The 15,403-nt window shown below is 73.5% G+C and carries 10 protein-coding genes; 5 read left to right on the top strand and 5 right to left on the bottom strand.

Features of this window, described 5'->3' with window-relative positions:
• Positions 1 to 792: 792 nt before the first annotated feature.
• The 5 genes from lanKC (ACWEFJ_RS09910) to ACWEFJ_RS09890 form a co-directional block, all read right to left on the bottom strand.
• Entirely contained in the window at positions 793 to 3,441 is a 2,649-nt protein-coding gene (gene lanKC / locus ACWEFJ_RS09910) for a class III lanthionine synthetase LanKC (RefSeq protein WP_449713496.1), read from the bottom strand.
• A 228-nt stretch (positions 3,442 to 3,669) separates the two neighbouring features.
• The gene (locus ACWEFJ_RS09905) at positions 3,670 to 4,410 is read right to left on the bottom strand and encodes a class I SAM-dependent DNA methyltransferase (protein ID WP_378095206.1); all 741 of its coding nucleotides are present in this window, start codon (positions 4,408 to 4,410) and stop codon (positions 3,670 to 3,672) included.
• Positions 4,411 to 4,550: 140 nt separating this feature from the next.
• Entirely contained in the window at positions 4,551 to 5,168 is a 618-nt protein-coding gene (locus tag ACWEFJ_RS09900) for a GOLPH3/VPS74 family protein (RefSeq protein WP_449713495.1), read from the bottom strand.
• A 1-nt stretch (position 5,169) separates the two neighbouring features.
• Positions 5,170 to 5,574, bottom strand: coding sequence for a GntR family transcriptional regulator (locus ACWEFJ_RS09895; protein WP_449713494.1), 405 nt, complete (start codon positions 5,572 to 5,574; stop codon positions 5,170 to 5,172).
• Positions 5,571 to 6,380, bottom strand: a complete 810-nt coding sequence (locus ACWEFJ_RS09890) for a hypothetical protein (protein WP_449713493.1) — start codon at positions 6,378 to 6,380, stop codon at positions 5,571 to 5,573. The genes ACWEFJ_RS09895 and ACWEFJ_RS09890 overlap by 4 nt, the downstream gene beginning before the upstream one ends.
• Positions 6,381 to 6,552: 172 nt before the next feature.
• On the opposite strand from ACWEFJ_RS09890, the gene ACWEFJ_RS09885 reads away from it, so the two are divergent.
• The 5 genes from ACWEFJ_RS09885 (at position 6,553) to ACWEFJ_RS09865 (ending at position 15,384) form a co-directional block, all read left to right on the top strand.
• A complete protein-coding gene (locus ACWEFJ_RS09885) occupies positions 6,553 to 7,350 on the top strand; it encodes an AfsR/SARP family transcriptional regulator (protein WP_378095214.1) in 798 nt (265 codons plus the stop codon).
• A gap of 59 nt (positions 7,351 to 7,409) precedes the next feature.
• Positions 7,410 to 10,010, top strand: a complete 2,601-nt coding sequence (gene lanKC / locus ACWEFJ_RS09880; RefSeq protein ID WP_449713492.1) for a class III lanthionine synthetase LanKC — start codon at positions 7,410 to 7,412, stop codon at positions 10,008 to 10,010.
• A gap of 33 nt (positions 10,011 to 10,043) precedes the next feature.
• Positions 10,044 to 10,181, top strand: coding sequence for a SapB/AmfS family lanthipeptide (locus ACWEFJ_RS09875; protein ID WP_449713491.1), 138 nt, complete (start codon positions 10,044 to 10,046; stop codon positions 10,179 to 10,181).
• A 74-nt stretch (positions 10,182 to 10,255) separates the two neighbouring features.
• Positions 10,256 to 12,154 carry an ABC transporter ATP-binding protein gene (locus tag ACWEFJ_RS09870; RefSeq protein WP_449713490.1) on the top strand — a complete coding sequence of 633 codons (1,899 nt, stop codon included), beginning with the start codon at positions 10,256 to 10,258 and terminating at the stop codon, positions 12,152 to 12,154.
• Between the two features lie 509 nt (positions 12,155 to 12,663).
• On the top strand, positions 12,664 to 15,384 hold the full coding sequence (locus ACWEFJ_RS09865; protein ID WP_449713489.1) for a glycosyl hydrolase family 95 catalytic domain-containing protein: 2,721 nt from the start codon (positions 12,664 to 12,666) through the stop codon (positions 15,382 to 15,384).
• Positions 15,385 to 15,403: the final 19 nt, after the last annotated feature.

The raw sequence follows: 15,403 nt of genomic DNA, 5'->3' as shown, positions 1-15,403 counted from the left end.
CGCCGCCCGCCCGCGCGGGCGGTCGGACCCCTCCGGAGCCGTGTCGTCGGTGCAGGGCAAGGTCGGCGCGCGTCGAGACCGTCACGGGGGCGTTCCGGGCGCACGTGGCGGAGGGCTGACCACGGCCGGCCCCTGCACCGTGACCCGCATCGGCGGCGATGGAGGTGGCCTCGCGTCGGTGGGATGTAGGTGGCCTCCGGTCGCGCGGTGGGGGAGTCGCGGCCGGAGGCGGCAGCCCCCGGCCGCGCTGGGGGGAGTGCGCGGCCAGGGGCGGGTCTGGGATCGGTGCGGCGGTCGCCTCTCGGCGAAGGGCTCGACGCGGCTCCGGTCGACCGGTGTTCCGCGAAGGCGTTGTGGGTGAGGCCCGGGGGACACGGACCGCACCGACCACTCGGTACAACGGCGCGTCACGTCCCGGTGTTCCCTCCAGGGAGTGCGTTGCGTCACCGGTGGTGCTCGGCGGACACCCGCCACGACCGTCCGGCCTGACCGCGGTCGGACCGCCGTCGAGTGATGGACGACGCCGGTCGCTCACGCCGCCGCAGCCGCCTGAAGGCCGCCACTCCCGCTTGACCGAACGGCAGCAGGCGTCGTGACCGGAGTGTCCGGACGCGACGGCCGCCGTGGACGGTCGCACGGGCTCCGGACCGGGACGCCGCGGGAAGGCGGGTGGCCGGTCGCCCGTCGGGCCCGGCCGGTGGCCGGACCCGGCAGGACCGCGGTCACAGGCAGATGCTGCCCTGGCTGCTGGTGGTGAGCACGTGGTGGCAGGCGTCCTCCTCGGCGACTTCCTCAGCCTGCAAGCGCAGCACGTCCTCCATGCCGATCACTCCCTTCCTCCGGTGGCTGTGCGACAGGACGCCGCGACGCGGGCACGTCCCCGTCGCGGGCGATCAGGGGCCCCGGCGCGGGCTCGGTGAGGCGGCGCAGGGCCAGCAGGACGCCGGCCGACCCCGACCAGAGGTCGGCGGAGAGCCGCTGGCCGGGGTCGCCGAGCCACCCCACGCCGCCCGCGTGCGGGACCGCGTACCGGAACAGGCCGCGGGCGCTGGTCACGGCTTCGTCCACGAGGTCCGGGCGACCCAGGCGGCGGCCCGCGTCGGCGAGCGTCGAGACCAGGCCCGCCAGCCCGGAGAACAGGCCGGGGAACACGGAGAACCGGATCGAGCACGCCCGCAGGCAGCGTTCCAGGACGTCGGTCGCGTCGGCGTCGTCGAACGACGCGTCGGGGTGGCGGGCGAGGATCCGGGACAGGACCGCCGCGTACCCGGCGCTGCCGGTGAACAGGTAGGGGAACACGCGGACGTCGGTGGCCGAGATCCGGAAACCGAGGCCGTCCACCGGCAGCGGCTCGGCGTGGACCAGTTCCTCCCGCAGCAACCGCATGGCGCGGGTGACCAGCCGACCGTCCCCGGTCGCGCACTCCAGGCGGTGCAGGGCCAACGCGACGCCGGGCCGCCCGGTGACCAGCCCGGACGGCTTGGCGCGCGGTAATCGGGCGGCGAGCCCGTCCCCGTCGGGCAGGTCGTCCAGCAGCTCGTGCGCCAGGTCCAGCCAACGCTGCTCGCCCGTGCGGCGGTGCCGCGCCAGCAGGCCGAGCGCGGTGCCGGCCGCGCCGCCGCCCAGTGTCGCGGACGTGCGGTTGAGCGGGTGCCGCGCGGCGGCGGTGAGCAGTTCCCCGGCGGCCTCCTCCTCGCCCAGTTCCGCCAGCACGCACGCGATGCCCGCGCTGCCGAACAGCAGGCCCGGCGGCGCCGTCCCCGCGGCGGCCAACGCCTCGTCGCGCAACCGCCGGAGCACGGCCGGGTCGACGGCGCGACCGGCGCGGTGCAGGGCGTGCAGCACACCGGCGGTGCCCGCGGCCACGTTGCGGGTGTCGGAGGCGTGCCCGGCCGGGGTGGTCGGGTAGACCGCGCGCGGGTGGTCGGGCCGGGCCATCCGCTCCAGCGCGTCGGCGGTCCGCTCGGCCAGCAGGCGCAGGTGGGCGACGGTGTCCTCGCGCACGTCCTGCGGGGTCGGCCCGGGGAACCCGCCGGTCGGCTGCCGGTGGGACGTGGCCCACTCCCACAGCCGCGGCTCCACGGGACCCAGCCCGGTCAGGTCGGCGTGCAGGTGGCGCAGGGCCCACGGCTGCCGCTCGACCACCTCGTGCACCGGGAACAGCAGCAGCAACGCCAGCGACGCCAACCCGAACCGGTCCAGGTCCGGGGGATCGCGGTCGACCACCGACCTCGGGTCCGGCGGCAGGTAGCCGGGCGTGCCCAGGATCCGGCGGACGTGCCCGAGCGGTTGCACCGCCTCGAAGTCCACCAGCCGCACGCCGTCGTCGTCGTCCACGAGCACGTTGGTCGGGCTCAGGTCGATGAAGGCGTAACCCAGCTCGTGCAGCCGGCGCACCTGCGCGTCGAGCCGGTCGAGCAGGGCCAGGGCCCGGCGCTGGTAGTCGGCGAAGGCCGCCGGGTCCGAGCCGGTGCGCACGGCGGGGTTGTTGGCCACCATCCAGCGGTAGACCGACCGCCCGGGCACCAGCTCGGTGACGAGGTAGGCGTGCTCCCAGTGGTGGAACAGCTCGACCGGCCGGGGGCACAGGCCGGGCGCGCGGTCGTGGATCGCGCGCAGCACCAGGTACTCGGCGGTCAGCCGCGCCTTGGCGTCGTCCCCGTCGGCCGTGTAGCCGTTGTGGGCCTTGGCCTCCTTGACGAACACCTCCTCGCCGGCCGGCGTGCGGAACCGGTAGGCGCCGCCGGCGTTGCTGTGCCGCAGGACCGCCTCGAAGGTGTAGCCGTTGACGGTGACCGGCCCCCGGGCCGGCTCGGGCGCCACCGCGCGGAACGGGTCCTCGATCCCGGCCGGGAGGTGGAACGAGGGCCGGCGCTCGTCGTCCACCTCGCGCCCGTCCGGCCCGGTGAGGGTGGGCACGCGGGTGCCGTCCGCTTCGACGCGCGCGCGGGCGCGGAAAGCGCCGTAGCGGTAGGAGACGCACCCGCTGTCGCCGAAGCGCCGGTCGGTGAGCACGAGCGGTCCGCCGACCCCGGCCAGGTCGGCGGCCAGCCGCTCCAGCACCGCCGACGCGCCCGCCTCGTCGGGCGGGTACAGGGTGCAGAACTTGCCGCTCTGCACCCGGTCGGCGTGCTTCGCGTGCGCCTGCAGGAAGATCGCCCGACCGGCCAGGTGCTTGAACGGGACGCGCAGCCGGGTGCACGCGGCGGAGACCACGGCCAGCACGAACTGCGCGTTGGCCAGGGAAGCGGACACGTGGACCTTCCACCCCTGGTCGGGCAGGAGGAGGTCGGCCGGGCCCCAGTGCGTCCACGCGCCGGAATCGCGGCGCGCCCAGTCGTCCGGCATCGGGACCGTCTCGTAGCGCACGCCGGGGTCGATCGTGTCCCACGGCTCGTAGTAGTCCTGATCGGCGATCAGGAACGACATGTCGAACGCCATCCGCCGTGCCTCCCGTCGACCAGGTGGCGGGGACTCGAACCCGGCGAACCCGGGGTCCGGCCGCCGGAGCGATCTGCGGTGCGCGAGAAGCGAAGAACGGTGGATCGACCGGAAGCTACCCAAGGGTTTCGACGGCCGTCAAGGCGTCGGACCCGGACGGATCAGCGCCGAGGCTGGGCGCTCGCCCCGGTCGTGCCGCACGTCCTCCCGCCGGGTGCGACCGCGCCGTCAGACCGGCTTGCGCCACACGGAGACGTGCTTGCGGGAGTCCCGGGTGAAGGGGGAGCCGTCCCAGTCCGCGACGCGGCGTTCCGGCACGAGCCCGGCGATCCGCGCCATCAGGTCCAGCTCCGCCGGCCAGGCGTACCGGTGCCGCGAGTTGTCGCGGCGGTAGCGGCCGTCGTCGCCGTCGAGGGTGAAGTGGTGGGAGACGAGGATCTGCTCGACCGGGTCGAAGGTGTCGAGGCCGACGTGCCGCTCGGAGACGTCGAACGGCACCCCCAGCTGACCCGGTGGCAGGAGTCGCAGCGGCGGCACACCCAGCTCGACGACGAACCGGCCGCCGGGCTCCAGGTGCCGTGCGGCGTTGCGGAAGCACTCGACCTGCTCGTCCTGGGTGAGCAGGTTCGAGATGGTGTTGTAGACCAGGTAGACCAGGGCGAACCCACCGGGGACGACGGTCGTGGCCATGTCCCCGATGACGACCGGGAGCGCGTCCGCGCCGATCTTGCGCCGCAGCACCGCCGCCATGTGCTCGGACAGCTCGATGCCCACCACCGGCACGCCGCGCTCCCGGAGCGGGACGCCCACTCGTCCGGTTCCGATGGCGAACTCCAGCGCCCGGCCGCCACCGGCGAGTCCGGCGAGGAAGTCGAGGGTCGGTCCGAGCACGGCGGCCGAGGACTTCTCGGTCTCCTCGGCGTCGTAACGCTCGGCCGCCGCCCGGCTCCACAGTTCGCTGCTCGTCACGGCCAACCACTGTGCCGAGCGCCGAGCGCGCTGTCGACACATTTGCGCCGCCCTCGACCCGTCGCCTGCCCAGCCCCGGCCGCACCCCCGACGGTCGGTCCCGGAGTGTGCCCGCCTTCGAGGTCATCCCGCGAGGAACGTCAAGCCGCGCCCACCGCGGCGGCGTCCAGCCAGTTGCGCAGGGCCGGGCCGATCGGGCCGCTCAGTGCGGCCAGGTCGCGGATGCGCTGCTTGTCGGCGCGTTGGGTCTTGCGGTCCAGGACGGGTCTGAGGTCGCCGGCGGCGAGGACGGTCACCAGTGCGGCGTCGGCGGGGTCGACGGTGTCGAGGGGTTGGCGCAGGGCGGCGTGGACCCGGGCCAGGAGGTCGTCGCGCACGCGCAGGTCGCGGATGGTGACGTCGGTGGCGGGGAACAGGCCGAGGACCCTGTGCGGTCGGAGGTCGACCCAGCCGCGGTCGCCGAGTTGGTGGCGCACCCCTCGGAAGGTGGCGCGCTGCCCGCGGCCGATCCAGGACTGCCACGTGTGCGGCTTGGCGCGGGCGACTTCTTCGAGGACCGCGTCGAGGACCGGGTCGTGGCACGGGTGTCGCACGGCGACGGCGGGGCGACCTCGGACGTCGGCCAGCCGGCCGCGGTGGTGGAGGTCGGCGAGGGCCGCGGCGCGGAGCATCGGACCCGCGTTGCCACCGACCTTGCCCTTCTCCGGGTGGTGGGCCAGCAGGAAGACGCGTTGGGGGAGGCTGTCGGGCAGGGTCATGTCAGGCTTCTCCCGGGTCGCCGGTGGCGGGGGACACCGCGATGCCGTTGGTCAGCGCCGCCCGCACGATGCGGATGGCCTCGTTGGTGTCGATGCCGAGGCTCGCGATGACGGCGGCGTAGTCGGCGGCGGCGCGGCTCGCCCGTTCCCGCCCCTCCTCGCGGCCCGCGGACACGAACGAGCCCGCCGCCCCGCGCGTCTCGATCAGCCCGGCGGCCTCCAGTTCCCGGTAGGCGCGGCCGACGGTGTTGACCGCCAGGCCGAGGTCCGCGGCCAGCCGGCGCAGGGTCGGCAGCCGGGTGCCCACGGGGAGGACGCGGTCCTGGATCTGCCGGGCGAGCTGGGCGCGCAGCTGCTCGAACGGCGGCACGGGCGAGGCCGCGTCGATGACGATCGCCCGGTTCACGAGGCGCTCAGGACGTGCCGCGCCACCGCGGCGCTCCGGGCGGTCCGCGCCTCGATCAGGGCGAGCGCGATGACGCTCAGGACGATGAACGCGAGCCAGGCGGCGTTCCACCACCCGAGGGTCGTGCCGAACACCGACACCACCGGCAGCGACCACACCGACCACACCGCGGTCGGCGCGGCGCCGACCCGGGCGTCCTCGACGCGCATGATGACGTCGGCGGTCAGCGACACCTCGTCCTCCGCCACGGCCGGGTGCGTCACGATGTGGCGCAGTTGGACGACCGTGCCGACCGCGAGCCCGCCCAGCCCGACGAGCAGCACGACCGCCGCGTACCTCGCGGTGTGGTCGTCCAGCGCCAGGGCGCCGATGGCCAGTGCCGTCGCGCCCGCGAACGTCGCCGCGGCGAACACGGCCCGCGGCACGCCGAGCACCGTGCGCCAACCGAGCCGGACCGGGTAGGCCACCCGTCGCGGCAACGACGCGCCGGCGCGCCGGTCGACCCGCCGCACCCACCGGTCCAGCGACGCCTGGGCCGCCACGAACCCGACCACCAGCGCCGTCAACGCAGGCAGCGACCAGCGCCTGGAGGTCTCGACCAGGCCGGCGGCGTAGACGAGGGCGACCGCGACGATGAACGCGGCCAGCACGACCGACGCGCCCAGCCGGGCCCGTCGCCGAACGCTCAGCCGCGTCGCCAGCAGCGGTGTCGGCGCGACGTCGACCAGACCGTGCCCGGCCAACCACGCGCCGGCCCGTTCGAGGTCGCCCGGTGAGCCGGCGTTCGGCGGAACCCTGTTCGGCATGACGCCTCCCATGTCTCAACTCCTGCCTCATGATGTTGCGTCAAGATTTGCGACAAGTCAACCGTGTCCGACGACGGCCTCCGAACAGGCGTTTGACGCCGATCCAACGGTCCCTTTGCGCGCGCTCGCGACGCTGGGCGACCCCCGGGCACCACGCCGATAGGAGGTCCACGTGCGGTTCCGACTGCTGGGCTCACTGACCGTCAGCGACGAGGCGGGCGGCCGGATCCCGCTCGCCCGCCCGAAACACCGGCAACTGCTCGCCACGCTCCTGCTCGACGCCAATCGGGACGTGTCCGTCGACCGGTTGGTCGACCACCTGTGGGACGGGACGGCGCCGCGCTCGGCCGTGGGCATGATCAGGACCTACGTCTGGCAGCTGCGCCGCCTGCTCGCCCCGCGCGATCCCGCCACCGCCCCGCTGCGCTCGCGGGGCGCGACCTACCGGATCGACGTGGCGCCCGCCGACGTGGACCTGCTGGTGTTCCTCGACCTGGTGGGACGGGGGCGCGACGCCCTGGCCGACGGTCGCGCGCGGGAGGCCGACGCGCTGCTGCGGCGCGCGCTGGACATGTGGCGGGGCGAGGCGTTGCAGGACGTGCCCCTGTCCCGCAACCTCGGCATCCCGGCCGGCCGGCTGGAGGACGAGAGGCTGAGCGCGTTCGAGGGCTGGGCGGACGCCAGGCTCGCGCTCGGCCGCCACCAGGACGTGGTGCAGCCGCTCTGGCACACCATCCGGCGCGAACCCCTGCGGGAGGGCCTGTGGGGGCGGCTCATGCTCGCGCTGCACCGCGGCGGGCGCCGGGCCGACGCCCTCCAGGCGTTCCGCCAGCTCCGCCGCAACCTGGTCGCCGAGATCGGCGTGGAACCCGCCCGTGAGCTGTGGGAACTCCAGCAGGCGATCCTCGCCGACGCGCCGGACCTGCGCGCCCCCGGGCCGGGCTCGCCGGCCCGCGTAGATCGCCGGTAGATCGCGCGCTGCTGGACTGCCCCACGAGGCGGCGAGCGGAGGGCAGGGAGGAGAACGCGGTGCCAGTTCCCATGGAGGCCCAGTACCAGGTCTTCTGCGTGACCGATCCGGACTTCTACGACACGATCGAGCTGGAGATCACCGACGACAAGCTGTTCACACCCCTGCGGGAGGCCGCGACCCCGGCGGGCTGGAGCCGGTCGCACACCAGCGGCTGGGTGCACTACCAGCCGATCGGGTCGCGCATCCCGCGCCAGGGCTGGAAGGTGCACGTCTCGGCGACCGTGGAGCGGGCCGAGGAGGTCGCGCGGGAGGTCTTCGACTTCTGCGTCGCCCGCTCGCTGACGTTCAAGCTGGTCCCGAGCGCGCCGGAGTACCACAACCGCAACGTCAAGTACGGCGAGCGCGCGGGCGGCGGCAAGCTGGCCGCGATCTACCCGCTGGACGAACGGCACCTGGAGGCCGTGGTCACCGAGCTGGGGGAGCTGCTCGACGGCCTACCCGGTCCGTACGTGCTGAGTGACCTGCGGTGGCGGGAAGGCCCGGTGTACGTCCGCTACGGGGCCTTCGAGCGGCGCACGGTCAAGAACGCGGACGGCCGCCCGGTGATGGCGATCGAGGACGCCGACGGCAACCTCGTGCCCGACCACCGGGGACCGGTGTTCTCGGTGCCCGACTGGGTGGACGTGCCCGCCTTCCTGCGGCCCGAGCTGGAGCGCCGCAACGCCGCCCGCATCGACGGGCTGCCGTTCGAGGTCGTGCGCCCGCTGCACTACTCCAACAGCGGCGGGGTGTACGACGGCCGGGAGAAGTCCACCGGGGCCAGGGTCGCGGTCAAGGAGGCCCGGCCGCACGCGGGCGTGGACCGCGCGGGGCGGGACGCCGTCACCCGGCTGCGGCGGGAGCGGGACATCCTGACCGCGCTGCGCGGGCTGCCGGGCGTGCCGGAGCTGAGGGGCTACCACGAGGCGGCCGGGCACGAGTTCCTGGTCGAGGAGTTCGTCGAGGGGGTCAACCTCTACCGCGCCTGCACCCGCCGCAACCCCCTGCTGCGGCCGGGCCGGCCCGGTCCGGACGAGCTGGCCGAGTACACCGCGTGGGCGATGGCCACCTGGCAGCGCGTCGCCGACACCGTCCGCGCGATGCACGGGCGCGGCGTGGTGTTCGGGGACCTGCACATGAACAACGTGGTGTGCTCCGACGAGGGCGACCACGTGTGGCTGATCGACTTCGAGGGTGGCTGGTTCGTCGCCGAGGGCGGTCGGCAGCTGATGGCCAACTCCGGCTTCGTGGCGCCGCGGGACCTCACCGGCGTCGACGTGGACGAGCACTCCCTGGCCGCGCTGAAGATCGCCCTGTTCGCGCCGCTGACCGCCGTGATCCCGCTGCACCGGTCCAAGGCCGCGCACCTCGCCGAGGTGGTCGCCGACCGGTTCGGCGTGCCGGCGGACTGGCTCGCCGACGCGGTCGACACGCTGCGCGGCAACCGGCTGGAGCCGACGCTGGCGCTCCACCAGCTGTCCGCGGACGAGGTCGACATGGACGAGGCGGCGACCTCGATCGCGGACGGGATCAGGGCCTCCGCGACCCCGGAGCGGACCGACCGGCTCTTCCCCGGCGACGTCGCGCAGTTCCTCGAACCGGGCGCGGCGCTGGGCATGGCGAACGGCGCCGCGGGGGTGCTGTGGGCGTTGCGGACGGCCGGCCAGGAGTACCCGGCGGAGTGGGAGCGGTGGCTGGTCGACCGGGTCGCCGACCGCGACGACATCCCGCCCGGCTTCTACCACGGCCTGCACGGCATCGCGTACGCGCTGTGGGACCTCGGCCGGCGGGACGAGGCGCTGGAAGTGCTCGACCGGGCCTGGTCCACGCCCGACCCCGAGGACGCCGACCTCGGCCAGGGGCTCGCCGGCACCGGGCTGACCTGGCTGCACTTCGCCCGCGAGTGCGGCGACGACCGCTACCTGGGCCGGGCGCTGCGCACCGCGGACGCGGTGCGGGAACGCCTCGGACGGGTGACCGACGTGGGCGAGGTCAGCGGCGGCGGGCACCCGCGCGCCGGTCTGCTCCAGGGCTCCTCCGGACCCGCGCTGTTCCTCACGGAGCTGTTCGAGGAGACGGGCGACCCGCGACACCTGGACGCGGCCGACATCGCGCTCCGCCAGGACCTGCGTCGCTGCGCCTACGCCGACGACGGCACCCTCCAGGTGAACGAGGGCTTCCGGGTGATGCCCTACCTGGCCGGCGGCAGCGGCGGCATCGGCATCGCCCTCGGGCGGTACCTCGCGGCTCGCCCCGACCCGGACCTGGAGGCCCGCGCGGCCGAGATCCGGCCCGCCACCCGGTCGTCGTTCTACCTGTTCCCCGGCCTCTTCGACGGGCAGGCGGGCATGGTCCTGTGCAACGCCGCCCACGATCCCGACGGCGTGCGGGCCTCCGCCGAGCAGGTGACCGGGCTCAACTGGCACGTGCTGCGGTGGCGGGGGCACCTGGCGTTCCCCGGCTCCCAGCTGCTCAGGCTGTCGATGGACCTGGCGACCGGGAGCGCGGGTGTCCTGCTCGCCCTGACCGCCGCCCGGGCCGCGCGGACCGGCGAACGCGTGTCGCTGCCGTTCCTGCTGCCCCCGAAGACCCGGGCACGGACGTCGAGCCGTGCCTGAGGAGTTCCACCAACCACGAAGGAGATGAGCGACATGTCGATCTACGACCTGCAGGGCATGGAGAACAACGACGAGGTCGAGGCGATGGCCAGCGGCTGGAGCTTCAGCTGCTGCAACCCGGGCACCGACCACAGCAGCGCCTCGGTGACCTGCCACCAGAGCTTCGTCTGATCGACCCCGGGGTGGCCGCTGCCGGTCGAAGCGGGAGCGGCCACCCCGCCTCGCGCCACGGAGAGGACGTGCTCGTGCCCGAGCGTTCGCACACCGGCCTGCTGCGCTTCCTGCGCCCCTTCCGGGCCCGGATCGCCGTGATGGTCGGCATCACCGCCCTGAACGCCGCGAGCGCCGTCGCACCCGCGCTGGTCGGGCAGCGGCTCATCGACGACGGCGTGCTGAGGGGTGACGCCGGCGTGGTGTGGTCGCTGGCCGCCGTCCTGGCGGTCGTCGGCGTCGGCCAGGCCGCGCTGTCCTACGTGGACCGGAGGTATGCCGCCGCGGTCGCCGAGGACGTGGTGTTCCGGCTGCGCGCCGACCTGTTCGGCCACCTCCAGCGGCAGGCGCCCGGCTTCTTCACGGCGGCCAGGACGGGGGCCGTCGTCTCCCGCGTGCACGGCGACGTGGCCGGCGTGCAGGGCGTGGTCTCCACGACGGTGCCGTCCGCCGTCGGGGCGGTGGTGATGCTCGTCGCCGCGGGCGCCGCGGTGGCGGCGATGGAGTGGCGGCTGGTCCTCCTCGTGCTCGTGCTGCTGCCCTTGCTGTACCTGCTCACGTCGAGGTTCACCTTGGCGTTGCGCCGCGCCGGGCAGGACGCGCTGACCGCCCAGGCCGACCTGGACGCCCTCGTCGCGGAGCGGCTGAGCCCGGACGGCGCGGAGGTGGTCCGGCACTTCAGCGATCCGGATCGGGAGCAGCCGGGGTTCCGGCTCCGCGCGGACCGGGTGCGCGCGGCGTCGGTGCGGCGGGCCGCGGTGTCCGCCGGCCTCGGCGCGGCGCTGACGTCGGTGCTCGGCCTGACGACCGCCGTGGTGTACCTGGTCGCCGGGCAGCTGGTGATCTCCGGGGCGCTCAGCGTCGGCACCATGGTCGCGCTGGTGGCGCTGCTGGCCAGGCTGTACGGGCCGCTGACCGCGCTGCCGGGCGTGCGCGCCCAGTTGGTCGCCGGGCTCGTGGCGTTCGACCGGGTCCGCGAGGTGCTGGCGTTCGCGCCGCGCATCGCCGACCACCCGGGGGCGCGGGCGTTGCCGCGCACGGCCGAACCGCCCTCGGTGACGTTCCGGGACGTCCGGTTCGGCTACCCGCCGCCGCACGACCTGGTGGTGCCGTCGCTCGCGGGCGACACCGACGACGGCGGCGGGCGGGACGCGGTGCTGACGGCCGTGGACTTCACCGCCGAGCCGGGCGCCACGGTGGGCGTCGTGGGCCTCTCCGGCGCCGGGAAGTCCACCCTCGCCCGGCTGCTGACCCGCTCCTGGGACGTCACCGGCGGCCAGGTGCTCGTCAACGGCGTGGACGTCCGGCGACTGCGCCTGGCCGACCTGCGCGCCACCGTCGGCGTCGTGTCCCAGGAGACGTTCCTGTTCAACGACACCATCCGGGCGAACCTCCTGCTGGCCCGCCCCGACGCGCGTGCCGAAGACCTGGAGGCCGCCTGCCGCGACGCCTGGATCTGGCCGTTGATCGAGGAGTTGCCCGCGGGCCTGGACACGGTCCTGGGCGACCGGGGTCTGCGGTTGTCCGGGGGAGAGCGGCAACGGCTGGCCATCGCCCGGCTGCTCCTGAAGCGACCGCAGGTCGTCGTGCTCGACGAGGCCACCTCGCACTGCGACGCGGTGACCGAGCAGGGGATCCAGCGGTCCCTGGAACCGTTCCTGCGCGAGCGGACCTGCCTGGTGATCGCCCACCGGCTCAGCGCGGTCCGGACCGCCGACCTGATCCTGGTCATGCGCGACGGCCGGGTGGTCGAGCGCGGCCGGCACGACGCGCTCCTGGCGGCAGGCGGCTGGTACGCGCGACTGCACCGGGCCCAGCAGGCGGGCGCTCCGGCGGCGACGACGACCGGCGGGAGGCCGACCACGACGGTGACCGCCCACCCGGTCCCGCCGACGCGCCGGCCCGGCCCGCAGGCCGGGATCCGGGGCACCTGAGCCGCGACGCCGACCGGGGAAGTCGGGCGCGGAGGCCGGACCGCCGCTGGGGCGCGGTCCGGCCGCGGTGCCGACTGCGGGAGTCGGAGGGCGGAGGCCGGATCGCGGATAGAGGCGCGGTCCGGTCGCGGAAGCCGAGTGCGTGGGCGCGCGTTCCGGTCGACACCCGGCACCGGCGTCGCGGCTCGGCCGGCACTCGGCCCGCGACGCGTTCGGCTTGTCCGGTTCGAGACAGGCGCGGTCGAGTTTTTGCGTATGTGAGTCAAGTTCTTGCGTCAAGTTGTCGGACTTCCCTATGGTCGTGTGACCTCCCTTACCTCGACGCGAGGATGTGGGTGACCCGTCATGCGCGCCCCGCTGCCTTTCCCTCCGACTCCACCCGCCTCGAAGCAGCGTGCATTCATCCGATCTTTATCCGCGTTTGCGGGAAGTTCCGGAACGATTGCCCGGTGTTGACGGTCGATCCCTCCGATGTTATTCCTGGATGACCCCCGGAGAGGAAACGATCGATGAGGATCTTTCTTCGCACCCTCGCCACGCTCGCCACCGGCGCCCTGCTCGCCGCGGCGGTCGCGCCGGTCGGACCGGCGACCGCCGCCCCGACCGACCACGCGTTCAACGCCGCGACCGGAGCCCTGGACGTGGACCTCGCGAGCTACCTGGCCAAGCACGACGTGGTCTACAACCGACCCAACACCAACAACCTGCACGGCCTGACCGTCGGCAACGGCCGCGTCGGCGCGATGGCGTGGCAGCAGAACGGCCTCACCATGCAGGTGTCCAACGTGGACGCCTCGCAGCAGACCGCGTTCGGCGCGGGCCTGCTCAACCTCGCCACCACACCGGCCATGGACAGCGGGTACACGGACCACCGGCAACGCCTGTCCCTTTACGACGGCACCCTGACCACCCGGTACGACAACGACCGCACGGTCACCGTGATGGGGTCGCCGAACTCGGAGGTGATGGGCGTCCACGTCGAGGACTCGCGTGCCACCGTGCAGTCGGTCGTGCTGGACCTGAGCCTGTGGGACGTCTCGCAGCTGCCCAACAGCGGGGACGTGCCCAACCTCGACACCTGGAAGACCGTGTCGACCTACGCCGACTCGACGGGCGTCGGCCTGAGTCGCGGTCAGGGCGACCCGCAGGGTTTCGGCTACACGCTCGCCGCGACCGTCGAGGGCGCGAACCACACCGCGCAGGTGGTGGACGGCCGCAAGGTCCGCCTCACCATCACGCCCGCGCGCAGCTACACGGTCTGGTTCACCGCGACGAGCCGGATCAACGCGCCCGACCGCGACTCGGTCCGCCAGGCGCGCGCCGCGTTGGCCGCCGTCAAGAGCGCCGGCTACCAGGCCACCCTGGACGCCTACCGCGCCTGGTGGCACGCCTTCTGGGGCAAATCGTTCGTCCAGTACTCGGGCCTCGGCGGCGACGCCGACTACCTGGAGAACGTCTACTACCTCAGCACGTACATGATCGCGGCCGGCGGGTACGGCAACTACCCGTTCCACTTCATCAACGGCGTGTTCCGGGCGACCGGCGACACCACGAAGTGGAGCAACGCCTACTGGTACTGGAACCAGCGCGACGTCTACAACTCGTTCCTCGCCTCCAACCACGTGGACCTGATCGCCACGTTCAACCGCTCCTACAGCCGCAACCACAACGCCCTGAAGGACCTCACGCGGTCGCGCTACGGCGTGGACGGGATCTGGGTGCCGGAGACCATGGGCTGGGACGGCAACGCCCGCGGCACGGTGAACTCCGACTACACCAAGAACATCTTCTCCACGGGACCCGAAGCCGCGTTCAACATGTACCTGCAGTACCGGTACACCAACGACGAGAACTACCTGCGCGGCACCGCGTACCCGTTCATGCGCGAGACGGCGAAGTTCCTCCAGAGCCGCTTCTCGTACGACGGCGACAAGTACCACATGGCCGGCTCCAACGCGCACGAGACGTACTGGAACGTGCCGAACGCGATCACCGACCTGGCCGCCGTGCGCAGCCTGTTCCCGGTGCTCATCCAGACCTCGCAGCAGCTCGGCCTGGACGCCGACCTGCGCCCGCAGTGGCAGCGGCTGCTGGACAACCTGGTCGCGTACCCGACCGACGGCAGCGCCTACCTGCCGCACACGCCGCCGATCGCGCCGACCCGCAACAACGAGAACGTGGCCGTGGAGCTGGTGTGGCCCTACAACCAGACCGGCATCGGCTACCCGGACCACCAGACCGCGGTGAACACCTGGAACCGGCGGCCGTTCCCGTACGGCAACGTGTGGGCGCCCGACGCGATCCAGGCCGCGCGCCTCGGGCTGGGCGACCAGGCCTACCAGGGCATGAAGCAGATGCTGCGCCAGTACCAGAACTACCCGAACGGCATGACCAACAACACCAACGGCGTGTTCGAGTACCTGGGCGTGCACCTGTCGGTGGTCAACGAGTCGCTGATGCAGTCCTACAACGACAAGATCCGCGTGTTCCCGGCCGTGCCCGGCGACGCGTCGTTCGCGGGCCGGTTCACCCTCCTGGCCAAGAACGGGTTCCTGGTCAGCTCCGAGCGCGAGGCGGGCGAGACGAAGTACGTCGGCCTGCGGTCGCTGCACGGCAAGACCACCAGGGTGGTCAACCCGTGGGGCTCCCAGCAGGTGCGGGTGCGGCGCGCCGCGGACGGCGCCGTCCTGCTGACCACCTCGGCGGGGGAGTTCGACCTCGCCACCGCGGCCGGCACGACGTACGTGGTCGAGCGCACGGCCAAGCCGCTCACCGCCTACTCCGGGACGCGGCTGACCGGGTACGTCAACCAGGACGCGAAGTCGTTGAGCGGCACGGCGTCCACGCTCGGCCTGGGGCGCGCCGCCAACCCGATGGTCAACAACACCGAGCTGACCTACGACGGCAACTGGCACCACACGACCAACCGCGGTTACGGCGACTACAACGACGACACCCACCACAGCACCGTCAACGGATCCGTCGCGCAGCACACCTTCACCGGCACCGGGGTGCGCTACTACTCCGAGCGCAACGGCGACATGGGGCCGGTCGACGTGTACCTCGACGGCGCGTTCCAGGCCACCGTCAACCTCAGGGCCGACGGACCCCGGCAGTCGCAGCAGGTGGTGTGGGAGCGGTCCGGGCTCGCCCGGGGACAGCACACCATCCGCATCGTCAACCGCAGCACGTCGGTCGGGATGGTGGACGCCCTCTACATCGTCCCCTAGCGCGGCCCCGCTGCCCCCT

Source organism: Actinosynnema sp. NPDC004786 (genome assembly GCF_053601135.1).
Note: the sequence above shows the minus strand (reverse complement) of the source record. Positions and strands in the feature narration are given on the sequence as shown.

What these genes read in the sequence shown, in the direction of transcription:
- ACWEFJ_RS09875 (WP_449713491.1), top strand. Translation starts at nt 10,044, where the DNA reads ATGTCGATCTACGACCTGCAGGGCATGGAGAACAACGACGAGGTCGAG.
- ACWEFJ_RS09865 (WP_449713489.1), top strand. Translation starts at nt 12,664, where the DNA reads ATGAGGATCTTTCTTCGCACCCTCGCCACGCTCGCCACCGGCGCCCTG.
- ACWEFJ_RS09890 (WP_449713493.1), bottom strand. Translation starts at nt 6,380, where the DNA reads ATGCCGAACAGGGTTCCGCCGAACGCCGGCTCACCGGGCGACCTCGAA.
- ACWEFJ_RS09900 (WP_449713495.1), bottom strand. Translation starts at nt 5,168, where the DNA reads ATGACCCTGCCCGACAGCCTCCCCCAACGCGTCTTCCTGCTGGCCCAC.
- lanKC (WP_449713496.1), bottom strand. Translation starts at nt 3,441, where the DNA reads ATGGCGTTCGACATGTCGTTCCTGATCGCCGATCAGGACTACTACGAG.